The 14,420-nt window shown below is 58.0% G+C and carries 11 protein-coding genes; 3 read left to right on the top strand and 8 right to left on the bottom strand.

Features of this window, described 5'->3' with window-relative positions; translation table 11 throughout:
• The 3 genes from ACQKP2_RS21820 to ACQKP2_RS21830 all read left to right on the top strand — a co-directional run.
• Positions 1-1,441 (top strand): peptide chain release factor 3 (locus ACQKP2_RS21820; protein ID WP_427579351.1); only part of this gene is annotated, 1,441 nt, incomplete at its 5' end.
• 260 nt (positions 1,442-1,701) lie between these two features.
• Positions 1,702-2,574 (top strand): hypothetical protein, encoded by an 873-nt coding sequence (locus ACQKP2_RS21825; protein WP_427579352.1) that lies wholly within the window; start codon positions 1,702-1,704, stop codon positions 2,572-2,574.
• 287 nt (positions 2,575-2,861) lie between these two features.
• Complete coding sequence (locus ACQKP2_RS21830; protein ID WP_427579353.1) at positions 2,862-3,119, top strand: hypothetical protein; 258 nt, start codon at positions 2,862-2,864, stop codon at positions 3,117-3,119.
• Positions 3,120-3,300: 181 nt separating this feature from the next.
• On the opposite strand, the gene ACQKP2_RS21835 is transcribed toward ACQKP2_RS21830, so the two are convergent.
• The 8 genes from ACQKP2_RS21835 to ACQKP2_RS21870 all read right to left on the bottom strand — a co-directional run bounded on the left by ACQKP2_RS21835 (position 3,301) and on the right by ACQKP2_RS21870 (position 14,074).
• Complete coding sequence (locus ACQKP2_RS21835) at positions 3,301-4,281, bottom strand: peptide ABC transporter ATP-binding protein (protein ID WP_427579354.1); 981 nt, start codon at positions 4,279-4,281, stop codon at positions 3,301-3,303.
• On the bottom strand, positions 4,281-5,249 hold the full coding sequence (locus tag ACQKP2_RS21840) for an ABC transporter ATP-binding protein (RefSeq protein WP_427579356.1): 969 nt from the start codon (positions 5,247-5,249) through the stop codon (positions 4,281-4,283). Before ACQKP2_RS21840 ends, ACQKP2_RS21835 begins: the two co-directional genes overlap by 1 nt.
• Positions 5,250-5,259: 10 nt before the next feature.
• Positions 5,260-6,183 carry an ABC transporter permease subunit gene (locus tag ACQKP2_RS21845; RefSeq protein WP_427579357.1) on the bottom strand — a complete coding sequence of 308 codons (924 nt, stop codon included), beginning with the start codon at positions 6,181-6,183 and terminating at the stop codon, positions 5,260-5,262.
• 11 nt (positions 6,184-6,194) lie between these two features.
• Positions 6,195-7,205, bottom strand: coding sequence for an ABC transporter permease subunit (locus ACQKP2_RS21850; RefSeq protein WP_427579358.1), 1,011 nt, complete (start codon positions 7,203-7,205; stop codon positions 6,195-6,197).
• A gap of 72 nt (positions 7,206-7,277) precedes the next feature.
• On the bottom strand, positions 7,278-8,873 hold the full coding sequence (locus tag ACQKP2_RS21855) for an ABC transporter substrate-binding protein (RefSeq protein WP_427579360.1): 1,596 nt from the start codon (positions 8,871-8,873) through the stop codon (positions 7,278-7,280).
• Between the two features lie 80 nt (positions 8,874-8,953).
• Positions 8,954-10,372 carry an OprD family porin gene (locus ACQKP2_RS21860; protein ID WP_427579361.1) on the bottom strand — a complete coding sequence of 473 codons (1,419 nt, stop codon included), beginning with the start codon at positions 10,370-10,372 and terminating at the stop codon, positions 8,954-8,956.
• A gap of 173 nt (positions 10,373-10,545) precedes the next feature.
• Positions 10,546-12,147 carry an ABC transporter substrate-binding protein gene (locus ACQKP2_RS21865; RefSeq protein WP_427579363.1) on the bottom strand — a complete coding sequence of 534 codons (1,602 nt, stop codon included), beginning with the start codon at positions 12,145-12,147 and terminating at the stop codon, positions 10,546-10,548.
• A gap of 301 nt (positions 12,148-12,448) precedes the next feature.
• Positions 12,449-14,074, bottom strand: coding sequence for an ABC transporter substrate-binding protein (locus ACQKP2_RS21870; RefSeq protein ID WP_427579364.1), 1,626 nt, complete (start codon positions 14,072-14,074; stop codon positions 12,449-12,451).
• Positions 14,075-14,420: the final 346 nt, after the last annotated feature.

Consider the following 14,420-nt stretch of genomic DNA (forward strand, 5'->3'; position numbering starts at 1 on the left):
CCAGGGTTTCGCAGCGGCTGTAAACGGTATTGCGCTCGGCGGCATCGCCGAACAGCTTGGTGTTCTCGTAAGGGTTGGCGCGATACAGCCGCTCATCATGATCAACCTGCTCGACACCCCGGGCCACGAAGACTTCTCCGAAGACACTTACCGCACCCTGACGGCGGTGGACTCGGCGTTGATGGTGCTCGACGGCGGTAAAGGCGTAGAGCCACGGACCATCGCCCTGATGGATGTCTGCCGTCTGCGTGACACGCCGATCGTCAGCTTCATCAACAAACTCGACCGTGACATCCGCGACCCGATCGAACTGCTCGACGAAATCGAAGCGGTCCTGAAGATCAAGGCTGCGCCTATCACCTGGCCGATCGGTTGCTACCGCGACTTCAAGGGTGTGTATCACCTGGCGGGCGACTACATCATTGTCTACACCGCAGGTCACGGTCACGAGCGCACCGAAACCAAAATCATCGAGAAGCTCGACTCCGATGAAGCCCGTGCGCATCTGGGTGATGAGTACGAGCGTTTCCTCGAACAGCTGGAGCTGGTGCAAGGCGCCTGCCACGAGTTCAACCAGCAGGAATTCCTCGACGGTCACATGACGCCGGTGTTCTTCGGTACGGCCCTGGGCAACTTCGGTGTCGACCATGTACTCGACGCCGTCGTCGACTGGGCGCCACGCCCGCTGCCACGGGTCGCCCACGAGCGCTCCGTGGAGCCGGTGGAAGAGAAGTTCTCGGGCTTCATCTTCAAGATCCAGGCGAACATGGACCCCAAGCATCGCGACCGCATTGCCTTCATGCGTATCTGCTCGGGCAAATACGAAAAAGGCATGAAGATGCGCCACGTGCGCACCGGCAAGGATGTGCGGATCGGCGATGCGCTGACCTTCTTCTCCTCCGAGCGTGAGCAACTGGAAGAAGCCTTCGCCGGCGACATCATCGGTCTGCATAACCACGGCACCATCCAGATCGGCGACACCTTCAGCGAAGGTGAAACCCTGGGCTTCACCGGTATCCCGCACTTCGCGCCGGAGCTGTTCCGCCGCGTACGCCTGAAGGACCCGCTGAAATCCAAGCAACTGCGCCAGGGCCTGCAACAGCTGGCCGAAGAGGGTGCAACCCAGGTGTTCTTCCCGGAGCGCACCAACGACATCATCCTCGGCGCCGTCGGCGTGCTGCAGTTCGATGTGGTCGCCAGCCGCTTGAAAGAGGAATACAAGGTCGAGTGCTCCTACGAGCCGATCACCGTATATTCCGCGCGCTGGATCGAATGCAGCGACAAGAAGAAGCTCGAGGAGTTTTCCAACAAGGCTGTGGAAAACCTGGCGCTGGACGGTGGCGGTCACCTGACCTACCTCGCCCCGACGCGGGTCAACCTGGCACTGATGGAAGAGCGCTGGCCGGACGTGAAATTCCGCGCAACGCGTGAGCATCACTAAGCGCTGATACCGAAACACCCAAAACCCCGTTGCGAAAGCTGCGGGGTTTTTTTACGAAACCGTGTTTGCAGCTAAAGGGCTTTCATATTCTCTCCAACTTATAATTTCGATTGGTTGGTCTGTGCGAGTCAAAAAAGCGATTCTATTAGGATGCCATTCGTCGATATTGTCATATTTGACAGGTAGTCATTGAGGGAAGTTAGCACTATAAAAGAATTGGTCCGGTATTTGACTCCGGCTTGACGCGGATGGATAAGGTCATGACAGACGAAGTTGATGTAAAGGTTGGTGAAGAACAAGTTCCTCAACTGACGCCACCCACATTTGGATCACCAAAGAGTGGATATGTTGAGCCAGGTTTCCTTGTTACGGCTAGCACCCTCTCTGGCAGTGAAGATAGGTGGGAGTTAAAAGTCATGGAAGGTGATAACGAGTTGTATTTTTTTGAAGTAGAGTCATCGCGTTTTTCTCATCATGTACCATACGATAAGATTTCTTTTGGCACGCGGTTCTCTCTTCGTCTCCGTTATCAAACTTTTCCGATTTGGAGTCAATGGGCAAGCCTCGACAATTTAATAATGGTAGATGGAAAACCGATGATTACATCGCCGGTAGATGGTGATTTTACAGGTTCGCGGCCATATGTTACTGGCCACGGGATACCCTTCGCGCAAGTCAAGCTATATCAGGCGGGCTCTGGGGTTGTAGTTCATGGTACGACGAGCGTTAATAGCAACCGTTCCTGGATAGCAAGAGTTGACGTGGAATTTCCTAAAGGGTCTTTTGAGTTGACGGCAAATCAGTCTTTTGATGGCTGGGTTTCTGACTGGGCTGACAGTGTAAAGTTTACAGTGACGGACAAGCCTGTAATTGAATCACCGGTAAATGGTGCTGTCACAAGTTTGCGACCAAGGGTCACAGGTCGAGGGGAGATCGGAGCGGAAATCAAGCTGTATCAGGCGGGCAATGAAGATGTAGTTTACGGTACGGCGGTCGTTGATAGGGATCGTGCCTGGGAAACAATACCTAGCGTAGATTTTTCTCCAGGCTCTTTTGATTTGACGGCAAGACAATCTCTTAATGGCTGGGAGTCTGATTGGGCTGACAGTGTAAAGTTAACGGTTAAAACATAGACCTAAACACTGTAGGAGAAAATCGGCATAGATTTACATAGGCCATTTCCTTTATTCATGGTCAGACTGGTGGCGTTATTCATCAAATCGCCTGAGTAGTATTGAAAAGCTGTTCATGGTTCGTTTCTCTCACTTAGCTTATCCAGTTATGTGGATTATTAGAAAGTGGTCTGAAGGCCAAGGGCAATTTCGCCCCTCCGTTAGCGTCCTATCTGGTGAACCCGGCTGTTTGGAACTAAATTTCACAGAGCGCCAGACAGGCACTTTTCGAAAGGACGGAATCGGATATGAACAGGTTGCTACGCGTTTTACTGATGATGAAGCTGTTGGTGATGCTGACACTGGGCAGTTCGGCAGTGTGGGCCGAGTGCGAGAATCATGATACGCAGGCGTCGAGCGGGGGCGTGGGGCACAGCGGTCTGATGCTGGCCAAGTCGGAGTCGGAGCCGGGCGACCAGGGCCAGGGCGGTAGTGACAACGGCGATGACTCGACCACTGATGAGCCGGATTCCGATGACGCCGATGAAGGCGACAGCCAGACGTAGGGCAAAAGAAAACCCCTCCTGTCCCGACTGATGCGCAATCGGAATAGAAGGGGTTTGCTCAACACGTCAAATCTCTACAGCACAAATCCCTGTGGGAGCGAGCCTGCTCGCGATGGCATTTTTCAGTCACTGATTGCTTGACTGAAACACCGCTTTCGCGAGCAGGCTCGCACCCACATTTTCATGCCGCGCCGTCGAGGAATTGCTCGGCGTAGTGGCAAGCCACCTGGCGGGTTTCCACCTGGCGCAAGGCCGGTACTTCGGTGCTGCAGCGCTCGGTGGCATACGGGCAGCGCTTGTGGAAGGCGCAGCCGGGCGGCGGGTTCAGCGGGTTTGGCAATTCACCGGCGATCTTGATTTTCGGCTTGTCCGGGTCCGGGTGAATGGCCGGGGTCGCCGACAACAACGCTTGGGTGTAGGGGTGCAGGGGACGGTTGTAGATGTCCTCTTTCGGGCCCATTTCCGCCGGCCGGCCCAGGTACATCACCAGGACCTGGTCGGCGACGTGGCGAACCACCGCCAGGTTGTGCGAGATGAACACGTAGGCGGTGTTGAACTCCTGCTGCAGATCCATGAACAGGTTGAGCACCTGGGCCTGGATCGACACGTCCAGCGCCGAGGTCGGTTCGTCCGCCACCAGCACTTTCGGTTGCAGCATCATGGCGCGCGCCAGGGCGATCCGCTGACGCTGACCGCCGGAGAACATGTGCGGATAGCGCTGGTAGTGCTCAGGGCGCAAGCCTACCTGCTTCATCATCGCCTGGACTTTCTCGCGACGCTCGGTGGCCGACAGGTTCGTGTTGATCAACAAAGGCTCTGCAAGCTGATCACCAATTTTCTGCCGTGGGTTCAACGATGCATAAGGGCTCTGGAACACCATCTGCACGTCTTTGCGCAGTTGCTTGCGCTGGGCCTTGTCGGCACCGGCAACTTCCTGGCCGGCGATTTTCAAGGAGCCCGAGGAAGGCTCTTCGATCAGGGTCAGGGCGCGGGCCAGGGTGGATTTGCCGCAGCCCGACTCGCCAACCACGGCGAGGGTCTTGCCGGCTTCGAGTTCGAACGACACGCCATTGAGGGCGCGTACGGTCGCATGGCCCTTGAACAGGCCTCGGGAGACATCGTAGTGACGGGTCAGGTCGCGGGCGGTAAGAACGACGGCCATTACGCCACCTCCTGGTTCAGCGGGTAGAAGCAGCGGGCGAGGCTGTTGCGTTTCGGATCAAGGCCTGGACGCTGCGCGCGGCAGCTTTCCTGCACGTACGGGCAGCGTGGCGACAGCAGGCAGCCTTGCGGACGGTCATAGCGACCGGGAACGATGCCCGGCAGGGTCGACAGGCGCGAGGCGCCCAGGCTGTGCTCCGGAATCGCCTTGAGCAGCGCTTCGCTGTAAGGGTGGGCCGGGATATCGAACAGCTGAGGCACATGGCCGACTTCCACCGCTTGACCGGCGTACATCACGCACACGCGCTGGGCGGTTTCGGCCACGACGGCCAGATCGTGGGTGATCAGCACCAGGCCCATGTTCTGTTCTTTCTGCAACGCCAGCAGCAGATCCATGATCTGTGCCTGGATGGTCACGTCCAGCGCAGTGGTCGGTTCGTCGGCGATCAGCAGTTTCGGTTCGCCGGCAATTGCCATGGCGATGGCCACACGCTGGCTCATGCCGCCGGACAGTTGATGCGGGTAAGCGTCCATACGACTGGCGGCCCCCGGGATCTCAACCTTTTCCAGCAGTTCGATGGCGCGCTTGCGGGCGGCCTTGCCGGACATCTTCAGGTGCAGGCGCAGCACTTCCTCGATCTGGAAGCCTACGGTGTAGCTCGGGTTCAGCGCGGTCATCGGGTCCTGGAACACCATGGCCAGGTCCTTGCCGACGATCTGCCGGCGCTGGCGGTTGCTGAGCTTGAGCATGTCCTTGCCGTCAAAGCTCAGGGCGTCGGCGGTGACGATCCCCGGATGCTCGATCAGGCCCATCAGCGCCATCATGGTCACGGACTTGCCGGAACCGGACTCGCCAACGATGGCCAGTACTTCGCCCTTGTCGACCTTGAGGTCGAGGCCGTCGACGACCGGTGTGGCGTTCTTGTCGCCGAAGCGAACGTTGAGATTCTTGATTTCTAGCAGTGACATGGGAATCTCCTCAGGCGGCGTTCTTGAGTTTCGGGTCCAGCGCATCGCGCAGGCCGTCGCCCATCAGGTTGATTGCCAGCACGCTGAGCAAAATGGTCAGGCCAGGCAGGCTCACTACCCACCAGGCGCGTTCGATGTAGTCGCGGGCCGAAGCCAGCATGGTGCCCCACTCAGGGGTTGGCGGTTGTACGCCAAGGCCGAGGAAGCCCAGTGCGGCGGCATCGAGAATCGCCGAGGAAAAGCTCAGGGTGGCCTGAACGATCAGTGGCGCCATGCAATTGGGCAGCACGGTCACGAACATCAGGCGTGGCAGACCGGCACCGGCCAGGCGTGCGGCGGTCACGTAGTCGCGGTTCAGTTCGCCCATCACCGCGGCGCGGGTCAGTCGAACGTAGGACGGCAGGGACACCACGGCAATGGCGATCACGGTGTTGATCAGGCCTGGGCCGAGGATGGCGACGATCGCCACGGCCAGCAGCAGCGACGGCAGGGCCAGCATGATGTCCATCAGGCGCATGATGGTCGGGCCCAGGACACGGGGGAAGAACCCGGCCAGCAGTCCCATCAGGATGCCCGGGATCAGCGACATCACCACCGAAGACAGGCCGATCAGCAGCGACAGCCGCGAGCCCTGGATCAGGCGCGACAGCAGGTCGCGGCCCAGTTCGTCGGTGCCGAGCAGGAATTGCCATTGACCGCCTTCGAGCCACACCGGAGGTGTCAGCAGGAAGTCACGGTATTGCTCGCTCGGGTTATGCGGGGCAACCCAGGGAGCGAACAGTGCGCAAAACACGATCAGGCCGAAGAACAACAGGCCGGCGACGGCGCCTTTGTTCTTGGCGAACGCTTGCCAGAATTCTTTGTACGGCGACGGGTACAGCAGGCTTTGATCCACGGCGGAGGTGGCGGCTACTGAGGAAGTTGGAGTGCTCATGGGTATTGACCTCAGCGCTGGTGACGAATGCGTGGGTTGGCAAAACCGTAGAGGATATCCACCACGAAGTTGACCAGAATCACAATGCAGGCAATCAACAAGATGCCGTTTTGCACGACCGGATAATCCCGGGCGCCGATGGCTTCGATCAGCCATTTGCCGATGCCGGGCCAGGAGAAAATGGTTTCGGTCAGGACCGCACCGGCCAGCAGTGTGCCGACTTGCAGGCCGACGACGGTCAGTACCGGAATCAGCGCGTTACGCAGGCCATGAACGAATACCACGCGCGCAGGCGACAGGCCCTTGGCGCGGGCCGTGCGGATGTAGTCTTCACGCAGCACTTCGAGCATGGAGGAGCGGGTCATCCGGGCGATCACCGCCAGCGGAATGGTGCCCAGCACGATGGCGGGCAGAATCAGGTGGTGCAGGTAGTCGAGCAGTGCACCCGGTTCATCGCTGAGCCAGGTATCGATCAGCATGAAGTGGGTTTTGCGCTCCACATCGATCAGCAGGTCGTTTTGCCCCGAGACCGGCGTCCAGCCCAGGCTCACCGAGAAAAACATGATGAGAATCAGGCCCCACCAGAAGATGGGCATGGAGTATCCCGTCAGGGATATGCCCATCACGCCATGATCGAACAGGGACCCTCGCTTGAGTGCCGCAATGACACCGGCCAACAGTCCGAAGACCCCTGCGAAGAGCAAGGCCGCCATGGACAGTTCGAAAGTGGCCGGGAAGAGCTGGGTAAACTCGGTCCACACGCTCTCGCGGGTGCGCAGGGATTCGCCGAGGTTACCGTGGGCCAGATTGCCGATGTAGTCCAGGTACTGGACGTACAGCGGTTTGTTCAGACCAAGGCGTTCCATTGCCTGAGCATGCATTTCGGGGTCGACCCGACGTTCTCCCATCATGACTTCCACGGGGTCGCCAGGAATCATGCGAATCAGGGCGAAAGTCAGCAAGGTGATGCCGAAGAACGTGGGGATCAGTAACCCCAGTCGGCGGGCAATAAAACTAAACATCGTGTGGTGTACCTCATCAGCCGGTTAGGCGTGCCCGGCATGCCTGGGTCAGGAATGCCGGGAGTCTCTTATCTACTTCACCTGGGTGGTGGCGAAGTTATTGGTGGTAAGCGGGCTAATGTGGTAGCCCTCTACGTTGTTGCGCATTGCGGTAAACATTCTAGTGTGCGCCATGCTGATCCATGGCTGGTCCTGGTTAAAAATAACCTGGGCCTGCTCATAGAGTGCCGTACGCTCGGCCGGGTCGTTCTTTTCACGGGCCTGGTCGATCAGTGTCTGGAACTTGTCATTGCACCAGCGTGCGTAGTTTTCTCCGTTCTTGGCCGCTTCACAACTGAGCATAGGCGTCAGGAAGTTATCCGGGTCGCCGTTATCGCCCGCCCATCCGGCGGAAACCATATCGTGCTCGCCGTTTTTGGCACGTTTGAGCATTTCGCCCCACTCCATCACGCGGATGTCGATCTTGATTCCGACCTTGGCCAGGTCGGCTTGCATCATCTGCGCGCCGAGCATTGGGTTCGGGTTGGTCGGACCGCCACCGTTGCGGGTGAACAGGGTGAATGTGGTGCCTTCCGGAACGCCGGCTTCCTTGAGCAAGGCGCGAGCCTTGTCCAGATCGCGCGGCGGATTCTTCAGGCTGTGGTTGTAACCGAGCAGGGTGTCCGGATACGGGTTGACTGCCACGCTGGCATTGCCCTTGCCGAACAGGGCGTTGACGTAGGCTTCCTTGTCGAAGGCGATGTCGATGGCCTTGCGTACGCGCACATCGCTCATGTACTTGTGCGTGGTGTTCATGGCGATGTACGAAACGGTCATGGCGTTCAGTTCATCGACTTTCAGGTTCGTGTCTTTCTTGATGCTCGGGATGTCATCGGGCTTGGGATACAGCGCGATCTGGCATTCGTTGGCCTTGAGTTTCTGCAGGCGCACGTTGTTGTCGGTGGCGATCGCCAGGACCAGCGAGTCGGCCGGTGGCTTGCCGCGGAAGTAGTCCGGGTTGGCCTTGAAGCGAACCTGGGCGTCCTTGTTGTAGCGCTGGAAGACGAACGGGCCGGTGCCGATCGGCTTGCTGTTCAGGTCGGCGGTCTTGTTGGCCTTGAGCAGCTGATCGGCGTACTCGGCCGGGTAAATCGAGGAGAACGCCATGGCGAGGTCGGCCAGGAATGGCGCTTCGCGGCGGGTCAGGGTGAATTTGACCGTGTTGTCGTCAACCTTCTCGACGCTTTTGAGCAGTTCCTTGAAGCCCATGCTTTCAAAGTACGGGAAGCCCACGCTCGACAATTTGTACCACGGGTGATTCGGGTCCAGCTGACGCTGGAAGCTCCAGACCACGTCGTCGGCATTCATGTCGCGGGTCGGCTTGAAATATTCGGTGGTGTGAAACTTGACGCCTTTACGCAGGTGGAAGGTGTAGCTCAGGCCGTCTTCGCTGATGTCCCAGGACTCGGCCAGCGCCGGAATCACCTCGGTGGTGCCGGGTTTGAAGTCCGCCAGGCGATTGAAGATGGTTTCGGCCACCGCATCGGCTGTGACTGCAGTGGTGTACTGGACCATGTCGAAGCCTTCGGGGCTGGCTTCGGTGCAGACCACCAGCGGTTTGGCCGACACGCCCACCGCGACACTCAGCAATGCGGCCGCGATGGCGGCACGTAGGGGAAGCATTTTCATCAAGAACCCTCTGCAATCGGTTGAATGGACAAAAGCCGAACGGCCGATTCATTGCTGAACCAGGCCGTCCGGCCGGTGCATTACAGGATGTTGAACGGGATGGTGGTCACGAGACGGAACTCGTTGATGCTGCCGTCAGCCTGGTTTTCGCTGGCACGGTGAGCGGTGTAGGTACCACGGATGGTGGTGGCCTTGAGCGGGCCGCTCTGTACCGCGTAGGTTGCACCGATGCCGTATTCGTAATGGTGTTCACCATCCATCGTTTTCACGCTGTCGTACGCGCCACCCTTGTAATGAGTGCCGTCGATACCCCAACCGCGAGCTTGGTAGATGTTGAACTTCAGGCCTGGCACACCGTATTCGGCCATGTTCAGGCCGTAGGCGACCTGGAAGGACTTCTCGTTCGGGCCGTTGAAGTCCGAAAGCAGGGAGTTGGCCAGGTAGATGCCGTTGGTTTCGTGCAGGTAGTCGAAGTACTCGTCACCGTTCACTTCCTGGTAGGAGAAGGTCAGGGTATGAGCTTGGTGAGTCAGGCCGAACGACAGAGAGTATGTATCGTTGTCGATATCGCCCAGTACGGCTTTACCCTCGTCTACTGTTTTGTAGTAGTTCAGACCCGTAGTCAGGCTCAGGACCGAGCTGTCACCCAGGACATGGGTGGCGCCGAAGTAGTATTGGTTCCACATGTCTTCAGCCTGGGTTCCCCACAGGCTGGTGGTCAGACTGGCAAACGGCTGGTAGGTAATACCGGCTGTGTTCACGCGATCGATTTCAATGATTTCGTCCGCGTATTCGGAACGGAATTTGCGCTGGCTTTCTTCGGTACGCGGCGAATTGCGATCGAAGGTGGCCAAGTCGAATGCCAGGTTGTTCAGTTCTTCGCTGTGAATAGCCACACCTTCAAAGCTCGAAGGCAGGGCGCGGTTACCAATCACATCGACCATCGGGCTGCTGAAGTTCATGCGGCCGGCGGTCAGGGTGGTGTTGGAAACCCGGGCCTTGACGTTGGCCAGGCCTATTTTGCTCCACTGGTCTACGGCGTCACCGCCATTTTCGGTCAAGGTGCGGTTGTTGCCTGGTCGAACGCGACCTGGCTCAGGTGCTCCGCCGTTGCCGGAAGCCAGATCCTTGCGGTCTCGATCCAGTGCGATGGCGTTGTATGCAGCGACTTCAGTGCTGAAACCAACAGTACCCTCGGTGAAGCCCGAGTTGTACTTGACGATGGTGCCTTGAACCCAGTTGATTCGACGATCCGTTGTTTCCAGGGCACCATCTTTTTGGTAACGGAACTTGCCGCCGCGCTGCAGTTGTTCGTTGGCATACCAGTTACGTGTGGTGCCGCTGATCGACTGGCCTTCGACAAAACCGGTGGCTTCGCTTTGGGCGCTTTTCTCGTTCACGGTCACCGGAGTGAACGCCTGGCTCTGGGTTTCTGCGTAGGCCGTGGCGGTCACGCTGCTGATGGCCAATGCCAGTATTGCGGTGCTGCTCAGTTTCATGGGTAAAGCTCCTTACTTTCTTTTTATATGCCGGTCTTTTTTTTGTGATCCGGCTATTGGTTTAGAACTCATTCACTCATCGCAAACGTTTGCTGTCGGCCAAATTGGCAAATGACGGCAAAGCGTCTGCGTGAGGGCGGAAAATCCGCCCCCCGGCATTTCAGGCTAATGGGTTATTTTTCTATGCTGACACCCGAGAACACGTTGCGGCCGAACGGGCTCACCTTGAACCCTTCGATTTTGGCACTCAGCGGCTGGTTGACCGTCGAGTGGGCGACTGGCGTGATCGGCACTTGCTGCTTGAGCAACTGCTGCGCCTGTTTGTAGAGCTCGGTGCGTTGCTCGCGGTCGGTCACGACCTTGGCCTGCTTGATCAGCTTGTCGTAAGCCGGATCACACCACATCGAGTAGTTGTTACCGCCAATGGCATCGCAGCTGTACAGCGTGCCGAGCCAGTTGTCCGGGTCACCGTTGTCACCCGTCCAGCCGATCAGGCTGATGTCATGTTCGCCATTCTTGGTGCGTTTGATGTACTCGCCCCACTCGTAGCTGACGATCTTGACCTTGAGGCCGATTTTCGCCCAGTCAGCCTGCAGCATCTCGGCCATCAATTTGGCGTTGGGGTTGTACGGACGCTGGACCGGCATGGCCCACAGGGTAATTTCGGTGCCTTCCTTCACGCCGGCGGCCTTGAGCAATTCCCTGGCCTTTTCCGGGTTGTAGGCGGCGTCCTTGATGGTCTCGTCGTAGGACCACTGGGTCGGCGGCATGGCATTGACCGCCAGTTGCCCCGCGCCCTGGTAAACGGCGTTGAGGATGCTTTGCTTGTTCACCGCCATATCCAGCGCCTGGCGCACTTCAAGCTGGTCGAATGGCTTGTGGCGCACGTTGTAGGCGATGTAGCCGAGGTTGAACCCTGGCTTCTCGATCAGTTGCAGTTTCGGGTCGTTCTTCAGCGCGGTGACGTCGGCAGGGCGCGGGTGCAGGGTGACCTGGCATTCGTCGGCCTTGAGCTTCTGCACACGTACCGAGGCGTCGGTGTTGATCGCGAAAATCAGGTTGTCGAGCTTGACGCGGCTCGGGTCCCAGTAATGTTTGTTGCCGGTGTAACGGATGTTCGAGTCTTTCTGATAGCTCTTGAAGACGAAAGGCCCGGTGCCGATCGGCTTCTGGTTGATATCGCTCGGCGTGCCTTCGGTCAGCAGCTTGTCGGCGTACTCGGCAGAGAGGATCGAAGCGAAGCTCATGGCGATGTTCTGGATGAACGCGGCGTCCACGCTGTTGAGCGTAAAGACCACGGTCAGCGGCCCGGTCTTTTCGACCTTGGCAATGTTCTTGTTCAGGCTCATGCCGTTGAAGTACGGAAACTCGGTCGGGTAAGCCTTACGGAAAGGGTGTTGCGGATCGAGCATGCGATTGAACGTGAACAGCACGTCATCGGCATTGAAGTCGCGGGTCGGCGTGAAGTACTTGGTTGTATGAAATTTCACCCCTTCGCGCAGGTGAAAGGTGTATTTGAGGCCGTCCTCGGAGATATCCCAGCTTTTTGCCAGACCCGGTACAACATTGGTCGCGCCTTTTTCGAACTCGACCAGCCGGTTGTACAGCGGTTCGGCGGCGTCGTTGTCGGTGGCGGTCGTGTACTGTGCCGTATCAAAGCCGGCCGGGCTGCCTTCGGAGCAGAACACCAGGCTGTTGCTGGCGGCCTGAGCGGCGGGCATGGCCGCCAGCAGGCCGGCGCCCAGCAAAGCGGAAAAAACCAAGGTATGGCGCATCACGCGTCCCTCTTGTTCAGTGTTGTGAAGTGAGCCGGAGTATCCCTCAAGGAGACCCGGCGTCACCGTTCCCAAACCATGTCGTGCAGCAAAGCGAAAGCCCACGCAGACGCTGGTCAGATCCCGACGGTAGGTTGCCGTGGGTCTGGCAGTAAATGCGAAAGGCCTGAAAGACTTGTAGGAAACGTCTAAACGTCCTATCCCGCGGACGTAATCCGCAGAGGAGTTGGTTGTAGGAGAGTTCCTGGCTTTCCAGTAGATAAAGCAACGGCGACGTTAAAAACGTCGCCGTTGCACCACCTTACTTGCTGACGCTGACGCCGTAGAAGGAGTTCAAGCCAAACGGGCTGATCTTGAAGTCCTGCACGTTGGCGCGCATGGGTTGGAACACCGTCGAGTGAGCGATAGGTGTCATAGGAACAGCATCTTTGAGGACGTGTTGCGCCTGCTTGTACAGTTCGGTGCGCTTGGCCTGGTCGGAGGTCCGCTTGGCCTGTTTGACGATGTCGTCGAACTTCTTGTCGCACCACTTGGAGAAGTTGTTGCCTTCCAGCGAGTCGCAACCGAACAGTACGTTCAGCCAGTTGTCCGGGTCACCGTTGTCGCCGCTCCAGCCAATCAGCATCGCGCCGTTTTCGCCGCCTTTGGAGCGCTTGATGTACTCGCCCCACTCGTAGGTCACGATCTTGGCCTTGATACCGATCTTGGCCCAGTCGGACTGCAGCATTTCAGCCATCAGTTTGGCGTTCGGGTTGTACGGACGCTGAACCGGCATGGCCCACAGGTTGATCTCGGTGCCTTCCTTGACGCCGGCTTCCTTGAGCAGCTCCTTGGCTTTCTCAGGGTTGTACGGCGCATCCTTGATGGTGGTGTCGTAGGACCACTGGGTCGGTGGCATGGCGTTGACTGCCAGTTGGCCAGCGCCCTGGTACACGGAGTCGATGATCTGCTGCTTGTTGACGGCCATGTCCAGTGCCTGGCGCACTTTCAGTTGGGCCATCGGGTTAGGCTGGTCGCTGCCCTTGATCTTGTCCATCACGTTGTAGGCGATGTAGCCCAGGTTGAAACCGGCCTGATCCGGCAGTTTCAGGTCCTTGTCTTCCTTCAGTGCCTTCAGGTCGGCCGGACGAGGGAACAGGGTGACCTGGCACTCGTTTTTCTTCAGCTTCTGAATACGTACCGACGGGTCGGTGGTGATGGCGAAGATCAGGTTGTCGATCTTCACGTCGTCAGGCTTCCAGTAGTCCTTGTTTCCGGTGTAACGGATGTTGGAGTCTTTCTGGTAGCTCTTGAACACGAACGGGCCGGTGCCGATCGGCTTCTGGTTGATGTCGGCAGCCTTGCCTTCCTTGAGCAGCTGGGCAGCGTACTCGGCGGACTGGATCGAGGCGAAGCTCATGGCCATGTTCTGGATGAACGCGGCATCAACGTCCTTGAGGGTGAACTTGACCGTGTGGTCGTCGACTTTATCGATCTTGGTGATGTTGGTGTCCATCCCCATGTCGGTGAAGTACGGGAATTCGGTCGGGTACGCTTTGCGGAACGGGTCATCCTTGTTAATCATGCGATTAAAGGTGAACAGCACGTCGTCGGCGTTGAATTCGCGAGTCGGCTTGAAGTATGGCGTGGTGTGGAACTTGACGCCTTCACGCAGGTGGAAGGTGTAAGTCAGGCCATCGTCGGAGACGTCCCACTTGGTTGCCAGACCAGGAATTACGGCGGTGCCGCCACGCTCGAACTGAGTCAGGCGGTTGAACATGGTTTCAGCAGAGGCGTCGAAGTCGGTTCCGGTGGTGTATTGACCTGGATCGAAACCGGCCGGGCTCCCTTCGGAGCAGAACACCAGGTTAGTCGCAGCTTGGGCGAACGGTGCGCCAGCAAGCAAGCTGGCGCCGACTAAAAACGGAATGACCGCGTGTTTGAGCATGGTGGCCTCATGATTGTTGTCATTTTTTAATTTTGAGGACGACCTCGTGAGTCGTGCCTGCGGATACTTATGCAGGGCCCATACCCAATGCAAGATCCAGAGTGACTACAAGCCTTAAACGGTGGCACGAACGTACCTTAATGTCGCATTCGTATAAGTTTTGACGCATTTGACCGTTTGCGAAGCGTTTTGCCGTCCATCTGGTGCACCTTTTTGGTGCGCTCAGGCGTTGGGGGTGCCCGGAGGCGGGGCGGGGTGTTACCTATTTATACCCCGGTCCTGCGGGGTGTGCGGGGGGTAAATGGGAGTGGTTATTGTTGCACCGCCAATGCTCGACGGAGCACCA

The sequence above is a fragment of the Pseudomonas sp. NPDC089569 genome (assembly GCF_050280625.1).
Classification (GTDB): domain Bacteria; phylum Pseudomonadota; class Gammaproteobacteria; order Pseudomonadales; family Pseudomonadaceae; genus Aquipseudomonas.

What these genes read in the sequence shown, in the direction of transcription:
- ACQKP2_RS21825 (WP_427579352.1), top strand. Translation starts at nt 1,702, where the DNA reads ATGACAGACGAAGTTGATGTAAAGGTTGGTGAAGAACAAGTTCCTCAA.
- ACQKP2_RS21870 (WP_427579364.1), bottom strand. Translation starts at nt 14,074, where the DNA reads ATGCTCAAACACGCGGTCATTCCGTTTTTAGTCGGCGCCAGCTTGCTT.
- ACQKP2_RS21840 (WP_427579356.1), bottom strand. Translation starts at nt 5,249, where the DNA reads ATGTCACTGCTAGAAATCAAGAATCTCAACGTTCGCTTCGGCGACAAG.
- ACQKP2_RS21850 (WP_427579358.1), bottom strand. Translation starts at nt 7,205, where the DNA reads ATGTTTAGTTTTATTGCCCGCCGACTGGGGTTACTGATCCCCACGTTC.
- ACQKP2_RS21845 (WP_427579357.1), bottom strand. Translation starts at nt 6,183, where the DNA reads ATGAGCACTCCAACTTCCTCAGTAGCCGCCACCTCCGCCGTGGATCAA.
- ACQKP2_RS21835 (WP_427579354.1), bottom strand. Translation starts at nt 4,281, where the DNA reads ATGGCCGTCGTTCTTACCGCCCGCGACCTGACCCGTCACTACGATGTC.
- ACQKP2_RS21865 (WP_427579363.1), bottom strand. Translation starts at nt 12,147, where the DNA reads ATGCGCCATACCTTGGTTTTTTCCGCTTTGCTGGGCGCCGGCCTGCTG.
- ACQKP2_RS21860 (WP_427579361.1), bottom strand. Translation starts at nt 10,372, where the DNA reads ATGAAACTGAGCAGCACCGCAATACTGGCATTGGCCATCAGCAGCGTG.
- ACQKP2_RS21830 (WP_427579353.1), top strand. Translation starts at nt 2,862, where the DNA reads ATGAACAGGTTGCTACGCGTTTTACTGATGATGAAGCTGTTGGTGATG.
- ACQKP2_RS21855 (WP_427579360.1), bottom strand. Translation starts at nt 8,873, where the DNA reads ATGAAAATGCTTCCCCTACGTGCCGCCATCGCGGCCGCATTGCTGAGT.